The 22,327-nt window shown below is 69.6% G+C and carries 23 protein-coding genes, 1 tRNA gene and 1 pseudogene; 9 read left to right on the top strand and 16 right to left on the bottom strand.

Features of this window, described 5'->3' with window-relative positions; translation table 11 throughout:
• Positions 1-36: 36 nt before the first annotated feature.
• From ACFQPS_RS02145 to dgt, 14 genes are all read right to left on the bottom strand, one after another.
• Positions 37-1,365: a peptidoglycan DD-metalloendopeptidase family protein gene (locus ACFQPS_RS02145; protein WP_377356055.1), complete on the bottom strand. Its 1,329-nt coding sequence runs from the start codon at positions 1,363-1,365 to the stop codon at positions 37-39.
• Positions 1,366-1,377: 12 nt separating this feature from the next.
• Complete coding sequence (locus ACFQPS_RS02140) at positions 1,378-2,043, bottom strand: protein-L-isoaspartate(D-aspartate) O-methyltransferase (protein ID WP_377356052.1); 666 nt, start codon at positions 2,041-2,043, stop codon at positions 1,378-1,380.
• Complete coding sequence (gene surE, locus ACFQPS_RS02135) at positions 2,040-2,816, bottom strand: 5'/3'-nucleotidase SurE (RefSeq protein WP_377356050.1); 777 nt, start codon at positions 2,814-2,816, stop codon at positions 2,040-2,042. Before surE ends, ACFQPS_RS02140 begins: the two co-directional genes overlap by 4 nt.
• Positions 2,809-4,083 (bottom strand): serine--tRNA ligase, encoded by a 1,275-nt coding sequence (serS, locus tag ACFQPS_RS02130; protein ID WP_377356049.1) that lies wholly within the window; start codon positions 4,081-4,083, stop codon positions 2,809-2,811. The genes surE and serS overlap by 8 nt, the downstream gene beginning before the upstream one ends.
• 158 nt (positions 4,084-4,241) lie before the next feature.
• Entirely contained in the window at positions 4,242-5,057 is an 816-nt protein-coding gene (gene tatC / locus ACFQPS_RS02125; RefSeq protein ID WP_377356048.1) for a twin-arginine translocase subunit TatC, read from the bottom strand.
• A gap of 6 nt (positions 5,058-5,063) precedes the next feature.
• On the bottom strand, positions 5,064-5,618 hold the full coding sequence (gene tatB / locus ACFQPS_RS02120; protein ID WP_377356047.1) for a Sec-independent protein translocase protein TatB: 555 nt from the start codon (positions 5,616-5,618) through the stop codon (positions 5,064-5,066).
• A 72-nt stretch (positions 5,619-5,690) separates the two neighbouring features.
• Positions 5,691-5,924 carry a twin-arginine translocase TatA/TatE family subunit gene (gene tatA, locus ACFQPS_RS02115; protein WP_377356045.1) on the bottom strand — a complete coding sequence of 78 codons (234 nt, stop codon included), beginning with the start codon at positions 5,922-5,924 and terminating at the stop codon, positions 5,691-5,693.
• A gap of 175 nt (positions 5,925-6,099) precedes the next feature.
• The gene (gene scpB / locus ACFQPS_RS02110; RefSeq protein ID WP_377356044.1) at positions 6,100-6,708 is read right to left on the bottom strand and encodes an SMC-Scp complex subunit ScpB; all 609 of its coding nucleotides are present in this window, start codon (positions 6,706-6,708) and stop codon (positions 6,100-6,102) included.
• An 84-nt stretch (positions 6,709-6,792) separates the two neighbouring features.
• On the bottom strand, positions 6,793-7,584 hold the full coding sequence (locus ACFQPS_RS02105) for a segregation and condensation protein A (RefSeq protein WP_377356042.1): 792 nt from the start codon (positions 7,582-7,584) through the stop codon (positions 6,793-6,795).
• A 7-nt stretch (positions 7,585-7,591) separates the two neighbouring features.
• Positions 7,592-8,278, bottom strand: coding sequence for a site-2 protease family protein (locus ACFQPS_RS02100; RefSeq protein ID WP_377356040.1), 687 nt, complete (start codon positions 8,276-8,278; stop codon positions 7,592-7,594).
• Positions 8,279-8,281: 3 nt separating this feature from the next.
• Positions 8,282-9,331, bottom strand: a complete 1,050-nt coding sequence (gene nagZ, locus ACFQPS_RS02095) for a beta-N-acetylhexosaminidase (RefSeq protein WP_377356039.1) — start codon at positions 9,329-9,331, stop codon at positions 8,282-8,284.
• Complete coding sequence (locus ACFQPS_RS02090; protein WP_377356037.1) at positions 9,306-10,247, bottom strand: SPOR domain-containing protein; 942 nt, start codon at positions 10,245-10,247, stop codon at positions 9,306-9,308. Before ACFQPS_RS02090 ends, nagZ begins: the two co-directional genes overlap by 26 nt.
• Positions 10,248-10,259: 12 nt before the next feature.
• Positions 10,260-12,014, bottom strand: coding sequence for an arginine--tRNA ligase (argS, locus tag ACFQPS_RS02085; RefSeq protein WP_377356035.1), 1,755 nt, complete (start codon positions 12,012-12,014; stop codon positions 10,260-10,262).
• Between the two features lie 134 nt (positions 12,015-12,148).
• On the bottom strand, positions 12,149-13,471 hold the full coding sequence (gene dgt / locus ACFQPS_RS02080; RefSeq protein WP_377356033.1) for a dGTP triphosphohydrolase: 1,323 nt from the start codon (positions 13,469-13,471) through the stop codon (positions 12,149-12,151).
• A 141-nt stretch (positions 13,472-13,612) separates the two neighbouring features.
• Here dgt and erpA point away from each other — a divergent pair, with 141 nt between their 5' ends.
• From erpA to ACFQPS_RS02060, 4 genes are all read left to right on the top strand, one after another.
• A complete protein-coding gene (gene erpA, locus ACFQPS_RS02075; RefSeq protein ID WP_377356031.1) occupies positions 13,613-13,999 on the top strand; it encodes an iron-sulfur cluster insertion protein ErpA in 387 nt (128 codons plus the stop codon).
• Positions 14,000-14,039: 40 nt separating this feature from the next.
• Complete coding sequence (locus ACFQPS_RS02070; RefSeq protein ID WP_377356030.1) at positions 14,040-14,813, top strand: exodeoxyribonuclease III; 774 nt, start codon at positions 14,040-14,042, stop codon at positions 14,811-14,813.
• A 58-nt stretch (positions 14,814-14,871) separates the two neighbouring features.
• On the top strand, positions 14,872-15,327 hold the full coding sequence (locus ACFQPS_RS02065; RefSeq protein WP_377356029.1) for a GFA family protein: 456 nt from the start codon (positions 14,872-14,874) through the stop codon (positions 15,325-15,327).
• Between the two features lie 64 nt (positions 15,328-15,391).
• A complete protein-coding gene (locus tag ACFQPS_RS02060; protein ID WP_377356027.1) occupies positions 15,392-16,360 on the top strand; it encodes an endonuclease/exonuclease/phosphatase family protein in 969 nt (322 codons plus the stop codon).
• A gap of 21 nt (positions 16,361-16,381) precedes the next feature.
• On the opposite strand, the gene ACFQPS_RS02055 is transcribed toward ACFQPS_RS02060, so the two are convergent.
• Both ACFQPS_RS02055 and ACFQPS_RS02050 read right to left on the bottom strand, forming a co-directional pair.
• Positions 16,382-16,624, bottom strand: a complete 243-nt coding sequence (locus ACFQPS_RS02055) for a hypothetical protein (protein WP_377356025.1) — start codon at positions 16,622-16,624, stop codon at positions 16,382-16,384.
• Between the two features lie 110 nt (positions 16,625-16,734).
• Positions 16,735-17,991 (bottom strand): acyl-CoA dehydrogenase, encoded by a 1,257-nt coding sequence (locus ACFQPS_RS02050; protein WP_377356024.1) that lies wholly within the window; start codon positions 17,989-17,991, stop codon positions 16,735-16,737.
• Between the two features lie 287 nt (positions 17,992-18,278).
• On the opposite strand from ACFQPS_RS02050, the gene ACFQPS_RS02045 reads away from it, so the two are divergent.
• From ACFQPS_RS02045 to ACFQPS_RS02025, 5 genes and pseudogenes are all read left to right on the top strand, one after another.
• A complete protein-coding gene (locus tag ACFQPS_RS02045) occupies positions 18,279-18,806 on the top strand; it encodes an SET domain-containing protein-lysine N-methyltransferase (protein ID WP_377356022.1) in 528 nt (175 codons plus the stop codon).
• Between the two features lie 11 nt (positions 18,807-18,817).
• Positions 18,818-20,086: a diaminopimelate decarboxylase gene (locus tag ACFQPS_RS02040; protein WP_377356021.1), complete on the top strand. Its 1,269-nt coding sequence runs from the start codon at positions 18,818-18,820 to the stop codon at positions 20,084-20,086.
• A gap of 184 nt (positions 20,087-20,270) precedes the next feature.
• Positions 20,271-20,360: transfer RNA gene (locus ACFQPS_RS02035), tRNA-Ser, on the top strand.
• Between the two features lie 63 nt (positions 20,361-20,423).
• Positions 20,424-21,197: pseudogene (locus tag ACFQPS_RS02030) on the top strand (IS5 family transposase); the annotation flags it as partial.
• A gap of 331 nt (positions 21,198-21,528) precedes the next feature.
• On the top strand, positions 21,529-22,068 hold the full coding sequence (locus tag ACFQPS_RS02025; protein ID WP_377356019.1) for an NYN domain-containing protein: 540 nt from the start codon (positions 21,529-21,531) through the stop codon (positions 22,066-22,068).
• Positions 22,069-22,327: the final 259 nt, after the last annotated feature.

Genomic DNA, 22,327 nt, shown 5'->3' with positions numbered 1-22,327 from the left:
GCAGCAGGATAAGACCCTGACTGAACGGAGACCGCTCTACCGTAGCTCGCTGGTCTGCCGTGCCGCCGGTCCGGAAGCGTCGAGATGGTCGCGGGGATCGAGCACCCGGCTGCCGCGCCGGACCTCGAAATGGAGCTGCGGACTGCGCACGTTGCCCGTCTGCCCGACGGTGCCGATCTGCTGGCCCCGCCGCACCGTCTGGCCCCGGTCCACCTGGAGCGTGTCGAGGTGGGCGTAGGCGGTGACAAGGCCGCCCTCATGCCGGATCAGGAGCAGGTTGCCGAAGCCGCGCAGCTCGTTCCCGGCATAGGCGACGACGCCGGACTCGGCAGCCAGGACGGGGGTTCCCCGTGCCGCACCTATGTTGATGCCGTCATTGTGCAGGCCCCCCTCCTTCGGCCCGAACTCCGACACCACGGGTCCCTCCACCGGCCAGGCAAAGCGGCCGGCCTTTCCGGGCGGCGGTCTGGCCGGCGCGGCGGCTGGCGGCGGAACGGACGGCGCAGCGGCGACGATACCGCCTGCGGCTGAAGGCGCGGGGGCCGGCTGCGACCGCGGCGGGGATGCGGCCGGCGGCAGAGGCGCGGGGTCGCGTGCAGCCGTGGACGGACCGACCGTTGACGGGGCAACCGTTGACGGGGCGTTGGTGGACGGGGCGATGGTGGACGGGCCGGCCGCTGACGCGGCTGAGCCCGCCGGGGTCGGCGGGCTGCCCGCGGGGGAAGCCGGCGCCGGCGCGGGATCGCCCAGGGCCGGCAGCTCCTGCACCTCCACACCACGCCGCGCCGACATCGTCGTCGGGGCGGGGCGGCTGGCGGGCGCCGCCGGCGCGGTCCCGTCCAGCGGCGGCAGTTCCGCCGTCTCGATGGTACGGCTCGACCGGGACGGCGGCGGCACGACGGTGGGGGGCGGCCCCTCCGGCTTGCGCACGGGCATGCCGGCGGCCGGCGCCTGTGCGATCATCGTTCCCTGTCCCGGCCGTCGGCCGGGCAGACGGAGCGTCTGTCCCACGCGGATGGTGTAGGGCGCGCCGATGCCGTTGAGCCGGACCAGCTCGCCCATGTCGAGCTGGTACTGGCGGGAGATGGCGTAGATCGTATCGCCCTTGCGGACCACGTATTCCTGCGGCACCGGCAGAACCAGCGGCTGCCCGGCGCGCAGGGCATAGGGCGGTTCCAGGCGGTTGGCTTCGATCAGGTCGCGCAACGGCACACCGTAGCGCCGGGCCACGTCGTAGACCGTTTCCCCCTTGGACACGAAGATGGTGCCCGTCGGCGCCTGCCGGACCGGCAGGGGCCGCGCTCCGGGATCGGCGCAACCAGCCAGGAACAGAAGGCCGACCAGGGCGGCGGTCAGGCGGCGCATCGCCATTCCCCGTCAGGAAGCCCGCTCGGCGCGGGGCGCTTCGGGAGCCACGTCCGGCAGCAGCGGCACGAAGCGGACGGGCCACAGATCCTCCCGCGCCAGCCCGCTCTCCGTCCGGCGCAGGCGGACAACGCGCTGCTCGCGGCGGTCCGGCCCCAGCGGGATCACCATGATCCCGCCCATGGCCAGTTGCTTCACCAGTTCCGCCGGCGGTTCGGCGCCGCCGCCGGCGGTGACCAGGATACGCTCGAACGGCGCCGCTTCGGGCCAGCCGCGCATCCCGTCGCCGAGACGGGCGGTGATGTTGTGAAGACGCAGGGTGCTGAAGCGCCGCTCGGCCTCCAGCAGCAGGGGGCGGTGGCGCTCGATGGTGTAGACCCGGCGGACGATCCGGGACAGAACCGCTGCCTGATAGCCGCTGCCGGTGCCGATCTCCAGCACCCGCAGCCGGTCGTGCAGGTCCAGCACCTGGGTCATCAGTCCCACGACCAGGGGCTGGCTGATGGTCTGGCCATGGCCGATGGGCAGGGCGGTATCCTCATAGGCCTGATCGTGGAAGGTCGGGGGCACGAACACCTCACGCGGGATCATCTCGATCGCCCGCAGGACGCCGGTGTCGCTGACGCCGTTGCGGCGCAACAGCATCAGCAGCCGGATCTTGCGGGCGGCCGTGCTCACGCGAACGCCCCCTTCAATGCCTCCAGGCAGGCATAGTGAGTCAGGTCGAGATAGAGCGGGGTCACCGCCACACCGCCATGGGTCACCACATGGATGTCGGTATCCTCCGGCACCTCCGCCTCGCTGCGCACCGCGCCGACCCAGAAGTAGCGCCGGCCACGCGGGTCGATCCGCTCGTCCAGCTCGTCGCCGATCTTGCGGTTGCCGTGGCGGACGACCTGGATGCCGGTCACCTGCTCCGGCGGCCGGTGCGGGAAGTTGACGTTGACCAGCACATGCCGCGGCCAGTCCAGCGCCAGGGCCTTGCGCACCACCTCCGGCCCGAACCGCTCGGCCGTCTCCCAGAAGGGAGGCTCACCCGGCTCGATCCGCTGGCTCATGGCGATGGCCCGCACCCCCAGCAGGGTCGCCTCCATCGCGGCCGCGATGGTGCCGGAATAGGTGACGTCCTCGCCCAGGTTCTGGCCGTGGTTGACGCCGGACAGGACCAGTGCCGGCCGCTTGTCGGCCAGCAGGTGGTTGAGCGCCAGCAGCACGCAGTCGGTCGGCGTGCCGTCCACGCTGTGGCGCCGCTCGCCCACCTGCCGCAGCCGCAGCGGCCGGTGCATGGTCAGGGAGTGACTGGCGCCGGACTGTTCCAGTTCCGGTGCCACCACCCAGACATCGTCGCTGAGCCCCCGCGCGATCCGCTCCAGCACCTGTAGTCCGGGGGCGTTGATGCCGTCGTCGTTGGTGACGAGGATGCGGGCGCCCCGCAGATCCACCTCAGCCATGGGCCGTGATCCGTTCCTGCCCGCCCATGTAGGGCCGCAGGGCCTCGGGCACGAGGATGGACCCGTCCCGCTGCTGGTAGTTCTCCATCACGGCGATGAGGGCACGGCCGACGGCCACACCGGAGCCGTTCAGCGTATGCACCACCTGGGTCCCCTTCTCGCCCTTCGGCCTGGACCGGGCCTTCATGCGCCGGGCCTGGAAGTCGCCGCAGTTGGAGCAGCTCGAAATCTCGCGGTAAGCGCCCTGGCCGGGCAACCAGACCTCGATGTCGTAGGTCTTGCGCGCGCTGAAGCCCATGTCGCCGGTGCAGAGGACGACCGTGCGGAACGGCAGCCCCAGCCGCTCCAGCACCGTCTCCGCCGCCTTCGTCATCCGCTCGTGCTCGGCCTCCGACTGCTCCGGCAGGGTGATGCTGACCAGTTCCACCTTCATGAACTGGTGCTGCCGGATCATGCCGCGGGTGTCCTTGCCGGCGCTGCCAGCCTCGGACCGGAAGCAGGGCGTCCGCGCCGTCAGGCGCCAGGGCAGCGCCTCGGCATCGATGATGCTGTCGTTGGCGAGGTTGGTCAGGGTGACCTCCGCCGTCGGGATCAGCCAGTGGCCGGTCGTCGTGCGGAACAGGTCGTCGGCGAACTTCGGCAACTGTCCGGTGCCGAACACCGCCTCATCGCGCACCAGCAGCGGCGGCGACACCTCGGTATAGCCGAACTCGCGGGTGTGCAGGTCCAGCATGAAGTCGCCGAGCGCCCGCTCAAGCCGGGCGAGCTGCCCTTTCAGAACGGTGAAGCGGGCGCCGGACATGCGGGCGGCCCCCTCGAAATCCATCAGGCCCAGCGCCTCGCCCAGCTCGAAGTGCTGCTTCGCGCCGGGGATGTCCTGCGGGGTGCCGACGCGGCGGATCTCCACGTTGTCGTGTTCGTCCTTGCCCTCCGGCACATCGGCGGCCGGCAGGTTCGGCAGGGCGGCCAGCAGGGCGTCCAGCTCGGCGCCCAGGCGCTTGTCCTCTTCCTCCAGGGCGGGGATGCGCTCCTTCAGCGCCGCCACCTCGTCGAGCAGGGGCTGCGCGTCCTTGCCGTCCTTCTTGTAGGCGCCGATCAGCCGGGACGCCTCGTTGCGCCGGGCCTGACACTCCTGGAAGGAGGTCTGGGCGGCGCGGCGGCGCTGGTCGAGGTCGAGGATGGCGGCGGACGCCGGCGGAAGCCCGCGACGGGCAAGCCCGGTATCGAAAGCCTCGGGGTTGTCGCGGATGGCGCGGAGGTCGTGCATGATCGTCGGGTACGGTGAACGGGTGTGGACTTATACGGCGCAGCCGCCGCCCGGTCCAGTGACCCCGGGCGGCGCGGACCGCGCAAACCGTGGGGTCCGCCGTCCCGCCGTAAATCCTGCCGTAACCCTTCAGTGCGCCGATGCGCCCGTCAGGCGGTTCAGTCGCCCGCGGTCTCGGCCGCTTCGTCCTCGTCCCGCTTGCGCTCCATGCGCCGCGCCAGGAAGACGGATACCTCGTAGAGCGCCAGCAACGGTATGGCGAGTCCGACCTGGCTGATGACGTCCGGCGGCGTCAGCACGGCAGCGACGACGAAGATGGCGACGATCGCATAGCGCCGCTTCGAGGCCAGCCCGTCGGCCGTGACGATCCCCGCCCGCGCCAGCAGCGTCAGCAGCACCGGAAGCTGGAAGGCGATGCCGAAGGCGAAGATCAGCGTCATCACCAGCGACAGGTACTCCGCCACCCGCGTCTCCGCGACGATGGGAAGGGTCCCCTCACCGCCCACCGTCTCGAAGCTGACGAAGAAGCTGAGCGCCAGCGGCATGATGAAGAAATAGACCATGCAGCCGCCGATCGTGAACAGGACCGGAGTCGCCACCAGGAACGGCAGGAAGGCCTTCCTCTCATGGCGGTAGAGGCCGGGGGCCACGAATTTCCAGATCTGGTTGGCGATGATCGGAAACGAGACCAGGGCCCCGGCCCAGAACGCCACCTTCATGTAGGTGAAGAAGGCTTCCTGCGGAGCGGTGAAGATCATCCGCCGGTTCACCGCGTCCGGGCCGTAGGCCTGGACCAGCGGCCACATCAGGGCCTGATAGATCTGCGGTGCCACGAAGTAGCAGCCGATGAAGGCCACCAGCAGCGCCGCGGCGCTGTACATGAGGCGGTTGCGCAGTTCGACCAGATGGTCGAGCAGCGGCATCTTGGCCGCATCCAGCTCGTCGATCTCGTCGGGACGGTCGGTGCCGGACATGGTGCCCTACCCCCGCTTCTCGGCTGCCGGCTGGTCCGCGACCGGGACAACGGCCGCAGGCACGTCCCGCGGCGCCGCCGGGGGTGCCGCTGAAGGTATGACGGACTGCGGGGCGGCTACCGGAACCGTGGATACCGGGGCCGCGGAGGCCGGAACGGTACCGGCCGGTGCCGGCTGCGGCGCCTGGGCGTCCGTCGTGGCCGTCCGGGCCAGGGGAGTCGGCGCCGGGCGTCCGCCCTCGTCCTCCTCCGCCTCGTCGCCGTCCAGCGGCACGGGATCGAAGCTCAGCGACTCCTTGAGCGTACCCTTCGGGTCGATGTGCTTTTCGAGCTGGTCCTTGAGGTTGAGCTGGCGGGCGCGCTCGACCTCCTTCTTCAGGTCCTCAAGCTCCGCCTGCCGCACCATCTCGTCCATGTTGGACTGGAACTCGCGCGCCAGCATCCGGGCCTTGCGCACCCACTTGCCGACGGTATGCATGGCGCGCGGCAGGTCTTTCGGCCCGATCACGATCAGGGCGACGATCAGGATGACCGCCAGTTCGGGCCAGCCGATATCGAACATGGATCAAACGTCCGGCTGATGCGGAAGCGCGGCGACAGTCGCGTCGGAAACAGGGTACGGCGGGACGGGGCGTCAGCCCTTGACCGTCTCGTCCTTCTTCACGGTGGCGTCGGTCGCGACCGGCGTCTCCGAGCGGAGGACCTTGGGCTCGTCTGCCCCCTGATCGTCGCTGTCGTCCTTGAGGCCGGACTTGAAGTTCCGAACCCCCTTGGCGACGTCCCCCATCACCTTGGGCAGCTTGCCGGCGCCGAAGATGATCAACACGATCAGAAGGATGAGGACGACCTGCCAAATACCGATGGACATTGCCACAACTCCTTGGCGCCGGGGGACCCCCGGCCGACGGGCGGGGATAATGGCAGAAAGGTCCCGGCGCCGCAACGACGGCACCCGGCCCTTTCCTGCCCCCGGACAGGTGGGAACGATCATCGGTGGAACAATGGCTTGGCCCACGCCCGCACCGGGAAGCAGCCGCGCGGGCTCAGCCCTCCGCCGGCTCCTCCTCCCGCTCGGACAGGAGGCCCGGCCCGCCCGGCAGGGAGGTGATGGCCGGCCGCGCGTCCAGCAGTCCGGCCGCGCGCAGATCCTCCACCCCCGGCAGGTCGCGTAAGGACTCCAGTCCGAAATGGTCCAGGAAATGGGGCGTCGTCACCCAGGTCACGGGCCGCCCCGGAGTCTCCCGCCGGCGGCCGGGCTTGATCCAGCCCGCCTCCATCAGGATGTCCAGCGTGCCCTTGCTGGTGGCGACGCCGCGGATGCTCTCGATCTCCGCGCGGGTGACCGGCTGGTGATAGGCGATGATGGCCAGCGTCTCGACGGCGGCGCGGGACAGCTTCGCCGTCACCTCCGTCTCCGTGCGCAGGAAGACGGCCAGGTCCGGCGCCGTGCGGAAGGCCCAGCGGCCGCCGCTGGCCACCAGGGTGACGCCGCGGTTCTCGTAAAGCGCCGCCAGCTCCTGCAACAGGGCGCGCACGTCCACCCCGTCGCCCAGGCGGTACTGCAAGGCCGCCTCCTCCACCGGCTCGGCAGAGGCGAAGAGGACCGCTTCGAGAAGGCGCAGGCGCTGGACATGGTCATCGGGAACGATCATGGGGACTCTGCCTGTGTGCTGCCTGTGCGTGCTGCCTGTGCGTGCTGGCTGTGACTGGGGGCGCCGGGGACCCGCGGGGGCGGGTCAGGCCGTCGGCCGGCGGAGATAGATCGGGTCGAAGGGGCGGTCCTGGCGCAGCTCCACCTGCCCGGCCTTCGCCAGCTCCAGCGTGGCGACGAAGGTGCTGGCCAGCGCCGAGCGCGCCTTCAGCGGATTGCCGCGCCAGCCGGCGGGCAGGAAGCTGCCGAGGCGGGTCCAGTCCGGCAGGCGCCCCAGCATCTCCGTCATCCGCTCCAGCGCCTCCTCAATGGAGTACAGCTCGGTCGGCCGGATGTGCAGCGGGTCGCTGCGGCTCTGGCGCTGCTTGTGCTCGCCATAGGCCTTCAGCAGGTCGTACAGCGTGACGTCCACCACCCGCTTCTCCAGCACGGGCAACGCCTCGGGCGCGCCGCGGGCGAAGCGGTCGCGGCCGAGCTGCGGCCGTGCCAGCAGCCGGGCGGCCGCACCCTGCATCGCCTCCAGCCGCTGGAGCTGGAAGGCCAGGGCGGCCGCCAGCTCCTCCCCGCTCGGCTCCTCCTCCTCCGGCTCGGGCAGCAGCAGGCGCGACTTCAGGTAGGCCAGCCACGCCGCCATCACCAGATAGTCCGCCGCCAGTTCCAGCCGCAGGCGCCGGGCCTCCGCCACGAAGGCCAGATACTGTTCGGCCAGTTGCAGGATGGAGACGCGGGTGAGATCGACCTTCTGGTCGCGCGCCAGCGTCAGCAGCAGGTCGATCGGCCCCTCGAACCCGTCGATGTCCAGCAGGAACTGCTCGGCCGGATCGACCGGCGGACGTTCCGCGGTTTCGAACGTGTCGGGCGCGGGGGCGCGGGCCATCGGGACCTCAGGAGAGCCCGGTCACCCGGGCGATCAGGTCGATAATGTAGTCCACCGGCGGGCCGATGATCCAGCGCAGCGGATCCACCGGATACCCGAACTCGCGCGAGGCGAAGGGCACCAGGATCAGCGCCAGCAGCAGGATCAGGATGCCGTAGCGCTCCAGCCGGGCCAGCGGAAACGCCAGCACGTCCGGCAGCAGCCCCACCGCCACCCGGCCGCCGTCCAGCGGCGGCAGCGGCAGCATGTTGAAGACGGCCAGGATCACGTTGATCAGGATGGAGACCTGGAGGTTGTTGCCGAGCCACTCCCCGACATAGGGCGGCAGCAGCGGCACGACATGCAGCAGCAGCGCGGAGACGAGCGCGAGCGCGATGTTCACCCCCGGTCCGGCCAAGGCGACCCAGACCATGTCGCGCCTGGGGTCGCGCAGGTTCCGGAAATCGACCGGGACCGGCTTCGCCCAGCCGAACAGGAATCCGGTGGTCAGGAACATCAGTCCCGGCAACAGCACCGTGCCGACCGGGTCGATGTGCTTCAGCGGATTGAACGTCACCCGCCCCTGGAGATAGGCGGTGTCGTCGCCCAGCCGTCTGGCGACCCAGCCGTGCGCCGCCTCGTGGAAGGTGATGGCGATGACGACCGGCAGGGCGATGATGGAGATCTGGAAAAGAACGGAACCGATATCGGGCATGTCTCAGGCGATCCGCGCGGCCAGCAGGGCGTCCAACTCCCGGCGCAGGGCGCCGGCATCGGCCGGTTCGACCGCATCGCGCAGGGCCGCCGCGCGGGCCCAGCGCGCGGCACCGGTTTCACTCAGATGGGGGGCCGCGGCCGCGATTTCGAGCATCTCCGCCAGGATGCCGTTGCAGTGCAGGGCGACGTCGCAGCCGCCGGCGAGCACGGCCCGGGCCCGCTCGCCAGGACCGCCGCGGAGCGCCTGCATGGACAGGTCGTCGCTGAACAGCAGTCCCTGGAAGCCGATCCAGCCGCGGATGACGGTCCCGATCACCGCGGCCGAGGTGCTGGCCGGCCGGTCGGGATCGAGGGCGGTGTAGACGACATGGGCCGCCATGCCGCAGGGCAGATCGGCAAGCGCCCGGAAGGGGGCGAAATCCGTCGCCTCCAGCACCGCCCGCTCCGCCGTCACCACCGGCAGCTCCTTGTGGCTGTCGGCACAGGCGCGGCCGTGGCCCGGCAGGTGCTTCACCACGGGCAGGACACCGCCGGCCAGCAGCCCTTCCGCCTGCGCCCGGGCCAGCCGGGCGACCAGCCCCGGATCAGCGCCGAAGGCGCGGTCGCCGATCACGTCATGCGCGCCCGGCACCGGCAGGTCGGCCACGGGCGCACAGTCCACGTCGATACCGACATCCGCCAGCAGGTGCGCCAGCAGGCGACCGTCCAGCCAGGCCGCCCGCGTCCCGGCCTCCGGGTCGCGCTCGGCGAGGTCGCCGAGGCGCCGGGCGGCGGGGAATTCCGGCCAGTGCGGCGGGCGCAGCCGGGCCACGCGGCCGCCCTCCTGGTCGATCAGCACCGGGGCGTCGCGGCCGACGGCATCCCGCAGGTCGCCGGTCAGGCGGCGGACCTGCTCCGGCGTCTCCGCATTGCGCCGGAACAGGATGAAGCCGAAGGGATCGGCCTCGCGGAAGAAGGCCCGCTCCTGCGCCGTCAGGTCGGGACCGGCGCAGCCGAAGGCGACCGCCAGCGGCTGCCGCGGAGGCTCATTTGACGATGATGCAGCCGACATTCTGGGCCTTGAGCTGGGTACAGATCTCGCGGGCCCGGCTGTCCTCAACGGGACCGGCCTGGATGCGGTAGTAGGTGCCCTTGGCGCCGAGATCGGCCCGCACATAGCGCACGCCGAGCCCGCCGAGCTGGGCCGCATAGCGCTTCTGCAAGCGGCTCCATTCCGACTGCGCCTTGGCCTCGCTGTCCACAGCGGCGATCTGCACCCGCACGCCGCCCGTGACCGGAGCGGGCGGTGCGGCAGGCGCCACGGCCGCCGGAGCCGGCGTCGCCTTGGGCGGGGCGGCGGCGGGGGGCACGACGACCGGCGGGGCGGCGGCGGCCACGGTCGGCGGAGCGACCGGCTGGCGGGCCGCAGGGGGCGGCGGGGCCGGCGCGGGAGCGGGTTCCTCCACCGGCGCCTCCTCCGGTTCCTCCGTCAGGGCGGCCGAGGCCGGCGGCTCGCCCAGCCCGGGCTCCCCCTCCGCCAGGGCGGCGGGGTCGGAGTCCGGCTCGGGCGGACGCGGCCGGTCCAGCGGGGCCTCGGGCGGCGGCAGCAGCCGCTCGACGCCCGGTTCCGGTGCGGCGGCGGGGTTCAGCCGATCGTAGACGAGCTTGTCCTGATGCGGGACCTGCATGCCGCCGGGCTGTTCCGGGCGCACCTTGGTCGGACCCGCGTCGGCCCGCAGCACGGGGGCGACGCTTTCGCTGCCGGCACGCATGCCCTGGCTGTAGGCGTACCAGATGATGCCGCCGAAGGCGCCGACGCCGAGCGCGACGACCAGGATGCTGGTCAGCCGGCGCCGCGGCGGCGTCTCCGCCTCGTAGCCGTAACCGTAGCCGTCGGCGCTGTCGCGCCGGTAATAGCCCTGGTCCGCCCGGTAGTCGTCCCGCGGATACTGGTCGCGCGGATACTGGTCGTCGTCATGCATGGACATGGCTCGGGGTCCTCAGCGCATTTCCTCGACCGGCACCACCCCCATGACCTGGAGGCCGGAGGCGATCACGATGGACACCGCCTTCACCAGCGCCAGCCGCGCCTTGGTCAGGTCGGGATCGGACTCGATCAGGAAGCGCAGGGTGGCGTCGTCCTTGCCCTTGTTCCAGAGGGCATGGAAGGCGGAGGCGAGGTCGTACAGGTAGAACGCGACGCGGTGCGGTTCGTGCGCCTCCGCTGCGGCCTCGATCTGACGCGGCCAGGACAGCATCTGGCGGATCAGCTCGATCTCCTCGGGCGAGGAGAGCCGAGAGAGGTTCACCCCGGCCAGCGCCGGGCCGGAGATGTCCCAGTCCGGATGCGCCTCCTCCGCGTGCCGCAGGACGGAGCGGCAGCGGGCATGGGCGTACTGCACGTAGAAGACCGGGTTGTCCTTCGACTGCTCCGTGACCTTGGCGTAGTCGAACTCCAGCGTCTGGTCGTTGCGCCGGGTCAGCATGATGAAGCGGACCACGTCGCGGCCCACCGCCTCCATCACGTCGCGCAGGGTGACGAAGGTGCCGGCGCGCTTGGACATCTTCACCGGCTGGCCGTTCTCCAGCAGATGGACGAGCTGGCAGATCTTCACGTCCAGCATGCCGGCGCCGCCGGTGACGGCCTTCACCGCCGCCTCCATCCGCTTGACGTAGCCGCCATGGTCCGCGCCCCAGACGTCGATCAGGGTGGGGGTGCCGCGGCGCACCTTGTCGTAATGGTAGGCGATGTCGTTGGCGAAGTAGGTCCAGCTCCCGTCCGACTTCTGCAAGGGCCGGTCCACGTCGTCGCCGAACTGTGTGGCCTTGAACAGGGTCTGCGGGCGCGGTTCCCAGTCGTCCGGCTTCTTGCCCTTGGGCGGCTCCAGCACGCCGACATAGATCAGGTCCTGGTCGCGCAGGGTCTGGAGCGCGGCGTCCACCGCCCCGCTCTGCACCAGCGCCCGCTCGGAGGTGAAGACATCATGGTGGATGTTCATGGAGGCGAGATCCTCCTTGATCCAGCCCATGATCATCCCGACGGCGTAGTCGCGCATCACCGGCAGCCATTCCGCCTCTGGCGCCGTGAGCCAGCGGTCGCCGTCGCGCTGGGCGATGGCCTGTCCGACCTCCTTCAGGTACTCGCCCGGATAGAGGCCGGCGGGAATGCTCGCCTCCTCCCCCGTCACCGCCTCGCGGTAGCGCAGGTAGGTGGAGCGGCCCAGCACCTCGACCTGCGCGCCGGCGTCGTTGATGTAGTACTCGCGCGTGACCTCGAAGCCCGCCTTCTCCAGCAGCGCCGCCAGCGCATCGCCGACGACGGCGCCGCGGGCATGGGCGGCGTGCAGCGGCCCGGTCGGGTTGGCGGAAACGTATTCGACATTGACCCGGCTGCCGTTGCCCAGCGTGCTGGCGCCGTAGGTGACCCCGGCGACCAGCACGTCGCTCAGCCGGCGGCACCAGTAGTCCGGCGCCATGCGCAGATTGACGAAGCCCGGACCCGCGACCTCCGCCGCCGTCACGTCGGCCACGCCGCGCAGCCGCGCCACCAGCGCCTCCGCGATGGACCGCGGCGGCTTGCCGGCCGGCTTCGCCAGCACCATGGCGGCGTTGGTGGAGACATCGCCATGGCTCGGATCGCGCGGCGGCTCCACCGTCACGCGGGAAAGGTCCAGACCCTGCGGCAGCGACCCGTCCGCCATCAGCTCTTCAAGCGCGGCCTTGATCTTGGCCTCGAAATCTTTGAATACGTTCATTTTTCCGATCGGACGCAGAACTGGGTTCCGTAGGCGCCGGCGTGCCGCCACCCACCTTTCATGCTGCGCACCCTAGCGCATCCCTTCGCACGCGCACAGGGGCCTTGCGGTGACCGCCCCGGCCCGGCCCGCCCTCATCCGGCGATGAGCTGCGCCTGACGCAGGGCGAAGCGGTCCGTCATGCCGGCGATGTAGTCCACCAGCCCGCGCACCCAGGACGGGCGGTCATAGGGCATCTGCCGGATCGTCGGCATCGTCTCCAGCAGCGATGCGAAGCGCCGCGGCAGGTCCGCCCCGGGTCCGGCCTCCTCCCGCGCCAGCAGGGCCTCGCCGAAGGCGTCCAGCAGCGTCGTGATGGTGCGCGCGGCGACGATATCTGTCTCGCAGCGCTGCTGGCCGCGATAGATGCGGGTATAGCTGATCTGCTCGATGGCCTTCAGCGCGGTCGCCCGCTCCGTCATGTGCAGGAGCGCCGGGCACGGCCTGCCCTGCATCAGCTCCGGCAGGCGCTCCAGGAACATCTCCGCCGCGTCGTGGACCAGCCGGTCGATGGCGCGGGCGCGCAGGTAGATCAGCCGGCGGTCCTCGTCGTCGATCTCGTCATATTCCTGCCGGTCCACCACGACCAGCGGCGCCAGCAGGGATTCGGCATCGGCGAAGCTCAGCATCCGCATCTTCACCGCGTCCTCGATATCGACGACGCGGTAGCAGGCATCGTCGGCCGCCTCCACCAGATAGGCGAGCGGGTGGCGGCACCAGGTGTCGTCGCCGGTGGGGATCAGCCCGACCTCCTCCGCCATCTCGCTGAACAGCGCGCGCTCGCTGCCGAAGAAGCCGTACTTGCGCGGATGCGGCCGCGGCAGCCCGTCGTCGCCGGGCGCGCTCCAGGGATACTTGCTGTAGGCCGCCAGCGTGGCGGCCGTGAGCTGCAGGCCGCCCGTGGCCCGCCAGCCCTGGAGCCGGGTCAGCACCCGGAAGCCCTGGGCGTTGCCCTCGAAATGGCGCAGCTCGTTGCGCTGCTGTTCCGGCAGGCCGGACAGGATCTCGCGGCCCACGGCACTGCCCCGGAACCAGTCGGAGACGATGTCCTCACCCGTGTGGGCGAAGCAGGGCGTGCCCAGATCGTGGGCCAGCGCGGCCGCGGCCACGACGTGGCCGATGTCGAAGGGGGTCGCCCCGACCTCCTCCCCGCCGTAGCGCTCCACGATCTCCCGCCCCGCCCAGGTGCCGAGAGAGCGGCCGACCCGCGCCGCCTCCATGGAGTGCGTCAGGCGGGAGCGGACATAGTCGGAGCCGCCGATGCCGTGGACCTGCTGCTTGTCCGACAGCCGGCGGAAGCTGGTGGAAAAGGTGATGCGGTCTATGTCGATCTCGAAGGCGCTGCGGTAAGGCAGTTCCGGATCGCGGACAGGCTTGGCGAGCCGCTTGCGCGACAGCAGGCTCTTCCAGCGCATCATGGCTGCCTCCTCGGGAGTGCCGGGTTCTCGCCCGTGACCGGGGTACGGACCAGATCCGCCGGCCGCGCTTTGACGGAACGCAATTCGGCGCTTACATAGTCAGCGACAGTTTGTCCAGTAGCGACGAGACGGAACCGGCTCATGGCAACCCTGGCGACCCACGGACCCGCATCCCCTCCCCCCGCCGCCGCCCCGTCCGGGCGGCGCGTTCTGCTGACGGCCAGTGCGGCACGGCGGATCGCGCATCTGGCGCAGCAGGAGGGCAACCCCGCCCTGATGCTGCGCCTGTCGGTGTCGGGCGGCGGCTGTTCGGGCTTCCAGTACGGCTTCTCCTTCGACGACCGCACGAACGACGACGACCATGTCTACGAGCGGGACGGTTCCCGCCTCGTGGTGGACGAGGTCTCGCTCGATCTGCTGGCCGGGGCGGAGGTCGATTATGTCGAGGATCTGATGGGCTCGGCCTTCCGGATCAACAACCCGAACGCCTCCTCCTCCTGCGGCTGCGGCTCCTCCTTCTCGCTCTGATCCGCCTCCGTTCCCCTGCCCGCGCCGTCAAGGAAGCGCCGTGAAGATCGCCACCTGGAACGTCAATTCCGTCAAGGCCCGCCTGCCCAACGTGCTTTCCTGGCTGACGGCCGCCGCCCCCGACGTGGTGCTGTTGCAGGAGATCAAGTGCGAGACGGCATCCTTCCCGGCGCTTGAGTTCGAGCAGCTCGGCTACCGTGTCCACGCCGTCGGGCAGAAGAGCTACAACGGCGTGGCGATCCTCTCCCGGCTGCCGGTGGAAGACCTGATCGAGCGCCTGCCCGGCGAGCCCGAGGACCCGCAGGCCCGCTATGTCGAGGGCACGGTCGGCGGCCTGCGGATCGCCAGCCTGTACCTGCCGAACGGCAACCCGGTGGGCTCGGAGAAGTATCCCTACAAGCTGCGCTGGATGGAGCGGCTGAAGGCGCACGCGCAGGGGCTTCTGGCGCGGGAGGTCCCCTTCGTCCTGGGCGGGGACTACAACGTCATCCCCGCACCGGAGGACGTCTACGATCCCGAGGGCTGGAGCGAGGACGCCCTGTTCCGCCGACAGACGCGGGAGAAGTTCCGCGAGATCCTGAATCTGGGCCTGACGGAGGCGTTCCGCGCCCTGCATCCCGCTGCCCGCCACGCCTACAGCTTCTGGGACTACCAGGCGGGCGCCTGGCCGCGCGACCTGGGTCTGCGGATCGACCATTTCCTGCTGTCCCCGCAGGCGGCCGACCGGCTGGCCGCCTGCACCATCGACCGCGGCCCCCGCGGGCAGGAGAAGGCGTCGGACCATACGCCGGTCCTGCTCGAACTGGCCGACTGACCCGGCGGCGCGTTTCCGGGCAAGGCATTTCGCGGTAGCGGGCGACGGGACGGAGACCATGGCGGACAGGGGCGACGCGGACACGGGCGATCTTGAGGGCGGCTGCCTCTGCGGTGCCGTTCGCTACCGCATCGCGGGCGCGATCACGCCGACCGGCGTCGCCTACTGTCACTGCCGCACCTGCCGCCGGTCCTCCGGCGCGCCGGTGATGGCCTGGGCCACCTTCCCCACGGCGGCGGTCTGGCTGACGCGGGGCGCACCGGCGGCGCATGCCTCCTCCCCGAAGGCGCTGCGCCAGTTCTGCCCCGCCTGCGGGACGCAGCTCTTCTTCGCCTACACGGAGGGCGAACCGGAACTGGACGTCGCCCTGGGCAGCCTGGACGATCCGACGGCGCTGGTGCCCGCCTACCATATCTGGACCTCCAGCCGCCTGCCCTGGTTCGACACGGCCGACAGCCTGCCGCGCCACGCCGACGACGGCCCGGACTGGTCCCCCTACCGGACCGATCCCTGATCCGTGGCGTCGGCCCGGGTTTCGCGTTAAACTGGCGCAGGATGTGACCGGCTGGAGATTTTCCATGCCCAGGGACTATGTCTTCGCCTTCTGGAACGTGGAGAACCTGTTCGACGTGGCCGATTCGCCCCGGCGGGAGGAGCGCATCCGCTCCCGCATCGCCCGCGAACTGGTGGGCTGGGACGAGGCGGTGCTGTCGCGCAAGCTGGCGCAGCTCGCCGCGATCATCCCGGCCCTGGGCGGCGGTCGCGGCCCCGACGTGCTGGGCGTAGCGGAGGTGGAGAACGCCCATGTGCTGGGCCGGCTGGCGGCGGCGCTCGGCCCCGGCCGCGACTACGGAATCGTTCATGCGGAGGGACAGGACGGGCGCGGTATCGACGTCGCCCTGCTCTATGACCGGACCCTGTTCACGGTGAACCGGGAGGAGATCTTCTCCCGCTTCATCGTCCGCCGCTCGGCCACGCGCGACATCCTCCAGGCGACGCTGACCACGGTGGCCGGCGGCAACGCGATCGTGGTGCTGGTCAACCACTGGCCCTCGCGCAGCGGCGGCGCGCATGAGAGCGAGCCCTACCGCATCATGGCCGGGGAGAGTCTGAGCTACTTCCACCAGCGCATCCTGGAGGAGAAGGGCCGCGACGCCGCCATCCTGGCCATGGGCGACTTCAACGACGAGCCGTTCAACCGCTCGCTCCAGGATTATGCGCTGGCGACGCGGGCGCGCAGCAAGGCGACGCATCCGCAGAGCCAGTCCTTCTACAACCCGATGTGGCGCTTCCTGGGATCGGCCGGCAGCTATGTCTATGACGGGGAGCCGAACGTGCTGGACCAGATCCTGGTCTCCCGCGGGCTGCTGCGCCGCGGGGCGCCGCTGACCCTGCGGGAAGAGACGCTGGCGATCGAGGCGCTGCCGGCCCTGCGGACCGCCAAGGGCGGCGGCCGGAAGTTCGGCCGCCCGTCGGAGCCGAAGAGCTACAATCCGGACGGCTATGCCGACCATTTCCCCGTGTCAGTGACCGTCAGCGAGGCGTGAGGCGGGGATCGGCCGCCGGGATCAGAACCGGTCCGCGGCCGCGACCTGGAGGGCCGCGCCACGCTCCAGGCAGGCCGAGAGTTCGCGCGCCCGGACATCGCGGTTAGCCTCCCCCGGCCAGGCCGCCTGGACGGTCTGCGCACAGAAGCCGAAGCCCGGATGCTCCACCGTCGTGCGGTCGGCCGAACCGGCCGGAATTCCGGCACAGGCTGCCAGGGCCAGCAGCGCCGGGATCGGGAGGAGACGTGCAAGGGGGCCGCGCATGGGAAGTGCCGCAGGTTGACGATGCGGCAGACCCTATGCGGCCCCCTGAACCCGGTCAGTGCGCCCGGTCACAGGGGGATACCCGTCCCGTGCCCCGTCCGGTATCCCCGTCAGGCGACCTTGACCGCGGCATCGCCGCCGGTCCGGCTGCCTTCCTGGGTGCTGTACTTGGACAGTTCCAGCTTGGCGATCTGGTTGCGGTGGACCTCGTCGGGGCCGTCCGCCAGCCGCAGGGTGCGCGCCCCGGCATAGGCGTAGGCGAGGCCGTGGTCCTCCGTCACGCCGGCACCGCCGAAGGACTGGATGGCCCAGTCGATCACCTTACAGGCCATGTTGGGCGCCACGACCTTGATCATGGCGATCTCGGCCCTGGCGACCTTGTTGCCGACCGTGTCCATCATGTAGGCGGCCTTCAGCGTCAGCAGCCGGGCCTGATCGATCAGCAGGCGCGATTCGGCGATGCGCTCCTGCCAGACGGTCTGCGCGGCCAGCGCCTTGCCGAAGGCGTTGCGGTTCAGGGTGCGGCGGCACATGCGCTCCAGCGCCCGCTCGGCCAGCCCGATCAGGCGCATGCAGTGGTGGATACGGCCCGGCCCCAGGCGGCCCTGCGCGATCTCGAAGCCGCGCCCCTCGCCCAGCAGCATGTTGGAGGCGGGCACGCGGACGTCGCGGAAGACGATCTCGGCGTGCCCGTGCGGCGCGTCGTCATAGCCGAACACGGGCAGCATCCGGCGCACGTCGATTCCGGGCGCATCCATCGGGACCAGGATCATGGACTGCTGGCGGTGGCGGTCCGGGCTGTCCGGATCGGACTTGCCCATGACGATCAGCACCTTGCAGCGGGGATCGCCGGCCCCGCTGGTCCACCACTTGCGCCCGTTGATGACGTATTCGTCGCCGTCCCGGCGGATCTCGGTGCGGATGTTGGTGGCGTCGGAGGACGCGACCTCCGGCTCCGTCATGGCGAAGCCGGAGCGGATCGAGCCGTCCAGCAGCGGCTCCAGCCAGCGCTTCTTCTGCTCCGGGGTGCCGTAGCGGACCAGCACCTCCATGTTGCCGGTATCGGGGGCGGAGCAGTTGAAGACCTCCGGCGCCCAGTGCGACCGCCCCATGATCTCGCAGAGCGGGGCGTATTCCAGGTTGGTCAGCCCCGCGCCCAGCTCGCTTTCCGGCAGGAACAGGTTCCACAGCCCCTCGGCCTTGGCCTTGGCCTTCAGCTCCTCCAGCATCGGCACCGGCTGCCAGCGGTCGCCGCTCTGCCCGACCTGGGCGAACAGCGTCGCCTCGTTCGGGTAGATGTGCTCCGCCATGAAGCGGGAGAGCCTTTCCTGAAGGGCCTTGGTCTTGTCCGAGTACTCGAAATCCATGGAAGCGTTCCTCCGGTACCGTCATTGGCCGCATTTCCGCGGCGAATCCTGGGCCCGCCGCCGGGCGGGCCACGCTCAGGATAGCGTCGGCCCGGACCCGCATGCCACCGGCTCATGGCGACGCACCGCCCATCGGTTAACCCGAGCTTGCGAGGGGGTTAAGGCAGGCACCGGAAACCGCATGGCTGCGGCACGACTTCCCTGAAAGTGTTGCTTGCGGACTGATATGGGACTGATAACGATTAGGGGCTCCCCTCGCGGGGTAACCCTGGAGTCCCGCTCCGCCGATGACCGTCCCACGAACGCGCCGCGCGCCGCAGTCCGTTCCGCCCGTCCCTGTCATCACCCTCGACCCTCCGCACCCCCGCTCCCTCTATCCGGCCGCCTTCGCCTTGGGCGACGGCTACCCCACGGAGGAGGATTTCGCCGTCTCCCGCCGGGAGGACGGCAAGGGCCTCGGCGTCTATGCCCGCCAGGCCTTCGCCCGCGGCCACCGCATCTGCCGGATCAGCGGCACCGTCGTTCACGCGGTGCGCCAGCACACCTTGCAGATCAGCCCGGACAGCCATCTCTACGACCCGTACTTCACCGGCTATCTGCTGCATTCCTGCGACCCGAACTGCTTCCTCGACATGCAGCGGTTCGAGCTGTGGGCGATCAAGGACATCGCCCCCGGTGAGCCGCTGACCATGGACTACGCCAGTACCGAGGACGTGCTGTTCAAGCAGTTCCCCTGCCTGTGCGGCGCGCCCAACTGCCGGCGCTGGATCACCGGGCGGCGCGAGCCGATCCAGGCCCCCGCCACGGCCGAGTGAGGATACCCGCCATGACCCCGGATGCCCTCGCGGCGACGTCCGCCGCGGCTTTTCCTTGCGCGCCCGCGCTCTGGTGGGAGCGGCCGGACCTGCGCTATGTCGGCCGCGACCTGCACCTTGCCGGCCGGAACCTGGCCGACCTGGCGCGGCAGGCCGGCACGCCGGCCTATGTCTATTCCGGCCCCAGGGTGCTGGAGAATCTGCGGCGGCTGACGGCGGCGCTGGAGTCCACCGGCCTGCCGCACGCCCTGCGCTATGCCATGAAGGCGAACCGCCACGGCCCGCTGCTGACCTGGATGAAGGCGTCCGGCCTCTGCGGCATCGACGCCTGCTCCCCCAACGAGCTGCGCTTCGCCGTGCAGTGCGGCTTCCGGCCGGAGGAGGTGTCCTACACCGCGACCTCCGTCTCGGAGGCCGATCTCGCCGTGCTGGCGCGCCATCCGGAGACCTGGGTCAACGCCGACAGCCTCTCCACCATCCGGCGGCTGGCCGCCGTCAGCCCGGGGCGGGAGATCGGCATCCGGGTCAACCCGGCCCTGGGGGTGGGGTACGGGGAGAACCAGCTTCTCCGCTACAGCGGCGAGCGCACCTCCAAGTTCGGCATCTACCGCGACCGGTTCGAGGAGGCGCTGGCGCTGGCCGCGTCCCACGGGCTCACGGTCCGGGGCATCCATTTCCATGTCGGCTGCGGCTATCTGAACGCCCAGCTTCCCGCCTGGGCGGAGGTGGTGCGCGAATGCCTCTGGTTCCTGGACCGGGTGCCGCAGGCGCGCCTCGTCAACCTGGGCGGCGGCCTGGGCGTGCCGCATGTGGCCGGCGACCGGCCGCTGGACCTGGAGGCCTGGGCCGCGGTGATCCGCGACAGCTTCGCCGGCCGCGGGGTCGAAGTCTGGGTCGAGCCCGGCGACTATGTCGTCAAGGATGCGGGCGTGCTGCTGCTCCAGGCCAACACGGTGGAGCGCAAGCGCGCCACCACCTTCGTCGGCGTGGACGGCGGCTTCAATCTGGCGGTGGAGCCCGTGTTCTACCGCCTGCCCTGCGAGCCGGTGCCGGCCCGGCTGCGCCAGGACCCGGCCCGCGCCTGGGCGGCGGACGCGCTGGCCCCCGTCACCATCGCCGGCAACATCAACGAGGCGCTGGACCTCTGGGCCGAGGCCCTGCCCTTCCCGGCGGTGGAGGAGGGCGACGTGATCGCCTTCCTGAACGCCGGCGGCTACGCCGCGGCCATGGGCTCGAACCACTGCATGCGGGCACAGGCGAGCGAGCACCTGCTGCTCTGACCGCCCCGCCCGCCTGGGCAGCCCTTCGGCGCGGCGGGCCCCTCCCCGGCCCCCGCGACCGAGGGTCCCGGATCAGGCCCCGGGGAGAACGCCGGCGGGACCGCCGGAGGAAACGCCCGAAAGGACCCCGGCGTGCGAACCCCCTTGCGAAGCCGCCGCGCTGCGGTTACCAGTTGGCCCAGCCGGATGGGTGGCCGAGCGGTTTAAGGCAGCGGTCTTGAAAACCGCCGTGGGTGTGAGCCCACCGTGGGTTCGAATCCCACCCCATCCGCCAGTCTGGCCACAAAAGCCCGTTTGAAAGGTTTGGCGTTAAGGGCCTGATGTGTTCAAACTTCGGATGTGGACCGAAGCGACGCGCAGCCGGGTCGCCAGGATCGAGAACCACACGGAGCGGTATTCGACGGACCTGACCGATGAGGAATGGTCTTTGATAGAACCGCTGATGCCGCAGAAGGCCGAGACCGGCCGTCCAAGGTCTGCTGACCTTCGGGACGTCTTGAACGCCTTGCGCTACCTGGCCCGGACGGGCTGTGGCTGGCGGCTTTTACCGAAGAACTTTCCACCGTGGCAGGCGGTGTATTAGTAGTTCCGGCATCTCCTGCGGCGATTGCTGTTTCAGACGATTCACGACGTGGCGTTGATGATCGACCGTGAGCAGGCCGGCCGCAACGCCAGCCCGAGCGCCGGGATCGTGGACAGTCAATCGGTGCAGGCTCCCGCCGCCAGGGAGCGTGGATACGATGCGGGCAAGAAGATCAACGGAGGCAAGCGGCACATCGCGGTGGATACTGATGGCCGCCTGCCGATGGTCAAATGACCACCACCGACATTTCCGACTCCGCCGGGGTCCGGAAGATCCTGGACGCGCTGCGCAAGCGCTGGCCGTAGATGAAGCATCTGTTCGCCGACAGCGCCCATGACCGGACCAAGCTGATGCTCAAGGCCGCCTTCCTCGACTTCACCGTCGAGGTGGTACGCCGCACCGACAGCGATCCCGGCTTCAAGGTCGTGCCACGGCACTGGGGGCGAGCGGACCTTCGGATGGATGACCCGCTGGAGACGACTGGTTCGAGACGACGAAGCCAGGATCGATGTCTCCGTCGGCATGATACAACTCTTCAGGCAAGCCTGCTGCATCGAAGAGTCTGCAACTGAAGCGGTTCTCGAACAAGCTCTCACTATAGGACCCAGAATGAAGAACCCCTGGAACGCCCTCAGGCAGTGGTGGTATCGTATGAATCGTCTCGAACTCTACGAGAACGACCCAGCGTCACCCGTGATCTTGATTCATTTTGAGCGCGGCCCCATCAGGCAGTTTCGTGAAGAATTTGCCGCTTGGTGGGCGAAGCACTGGCAATGGACAATAGGCACCACACTGGCGGTTGCTGGTCTCATAGTCTCAATCATGACAATGTAACAAGACGATTAGGCAGGAGCGAAAAATGTCGGATTGGATCTACGTAGACAATTCGAATGTTTATATAGAAGGACAGCGAGTGAGCGCTGTGCGTCAGCAGATGGCATTGGACATTTATGACGCCATTCAGAATCGTGTTCTTGATTTAAATTATCGCATTAGTTTTGGGAAGCTCTATCAATTTGTAGCTGGAACAGATCGCACAAGAACCTCAAGAGCGATGTTGTTCGGGTCGCGTCCCCCGCAGAACGATGAAATTTGGAATCTGGCGCGCAGGGCGGGATTCGAGGTTATTACGCATGATCGGAATGCATCTAACAAAGAAAAGAAGATCGATACGGGAATAGTCGCTGCACTTACGCGCGATGCGTACCGCAGCGCGCAGCAGGGGGATGTGTTCACCTTGGTTGCGGGTGACGGTGACTATGTGCCGGCCATTGAACATCTGATTAGCGACGGTTTCGAGGTCGATGTGGTGTTCTGGGGACATGCATCCCGTGAACTACGCAAAGTCTGCTCGAGATTTATCGATCTGGACCCACACCTGGATCTTCTGCGCCCCTAACAACCCGTTTCGAAAGGCTTGAAGCCGAGCTAGCTGCGTGATTCAAGCTCGGGATTTGAACGCGAGCGAGCCATGGCCGGATGGCCGGGATTGAGCAGAGGACGAAGCGCAACCCGCGGACCTGACCTATGCGGAATGGTCGCGGACAATACCGCCGCCGGGCAGGACCGGCCGGAAGCTGCATGTGGAGTTGCGCGAGGTCCTGAATGCGATCTGCGACAGGACCCACTCCGGCGGGCGAAGCCGCTGAAGGTTTTCC

Origin of the sequence: Rhodocista pekingensis, assembly GCF_042665545.1 — a bacterium.
Classification (GTDB): Bacteria; Pseudomonadota; Alphaproteobacteria; order Azospirillales; family Azospirillaceae; genus Rhodocista; species Rhodocista pekingensis.
Note: the sequence above shows the minus strand (reverse complement) of the source record. Positions and strands in the feature narration are given on the sequence as shown.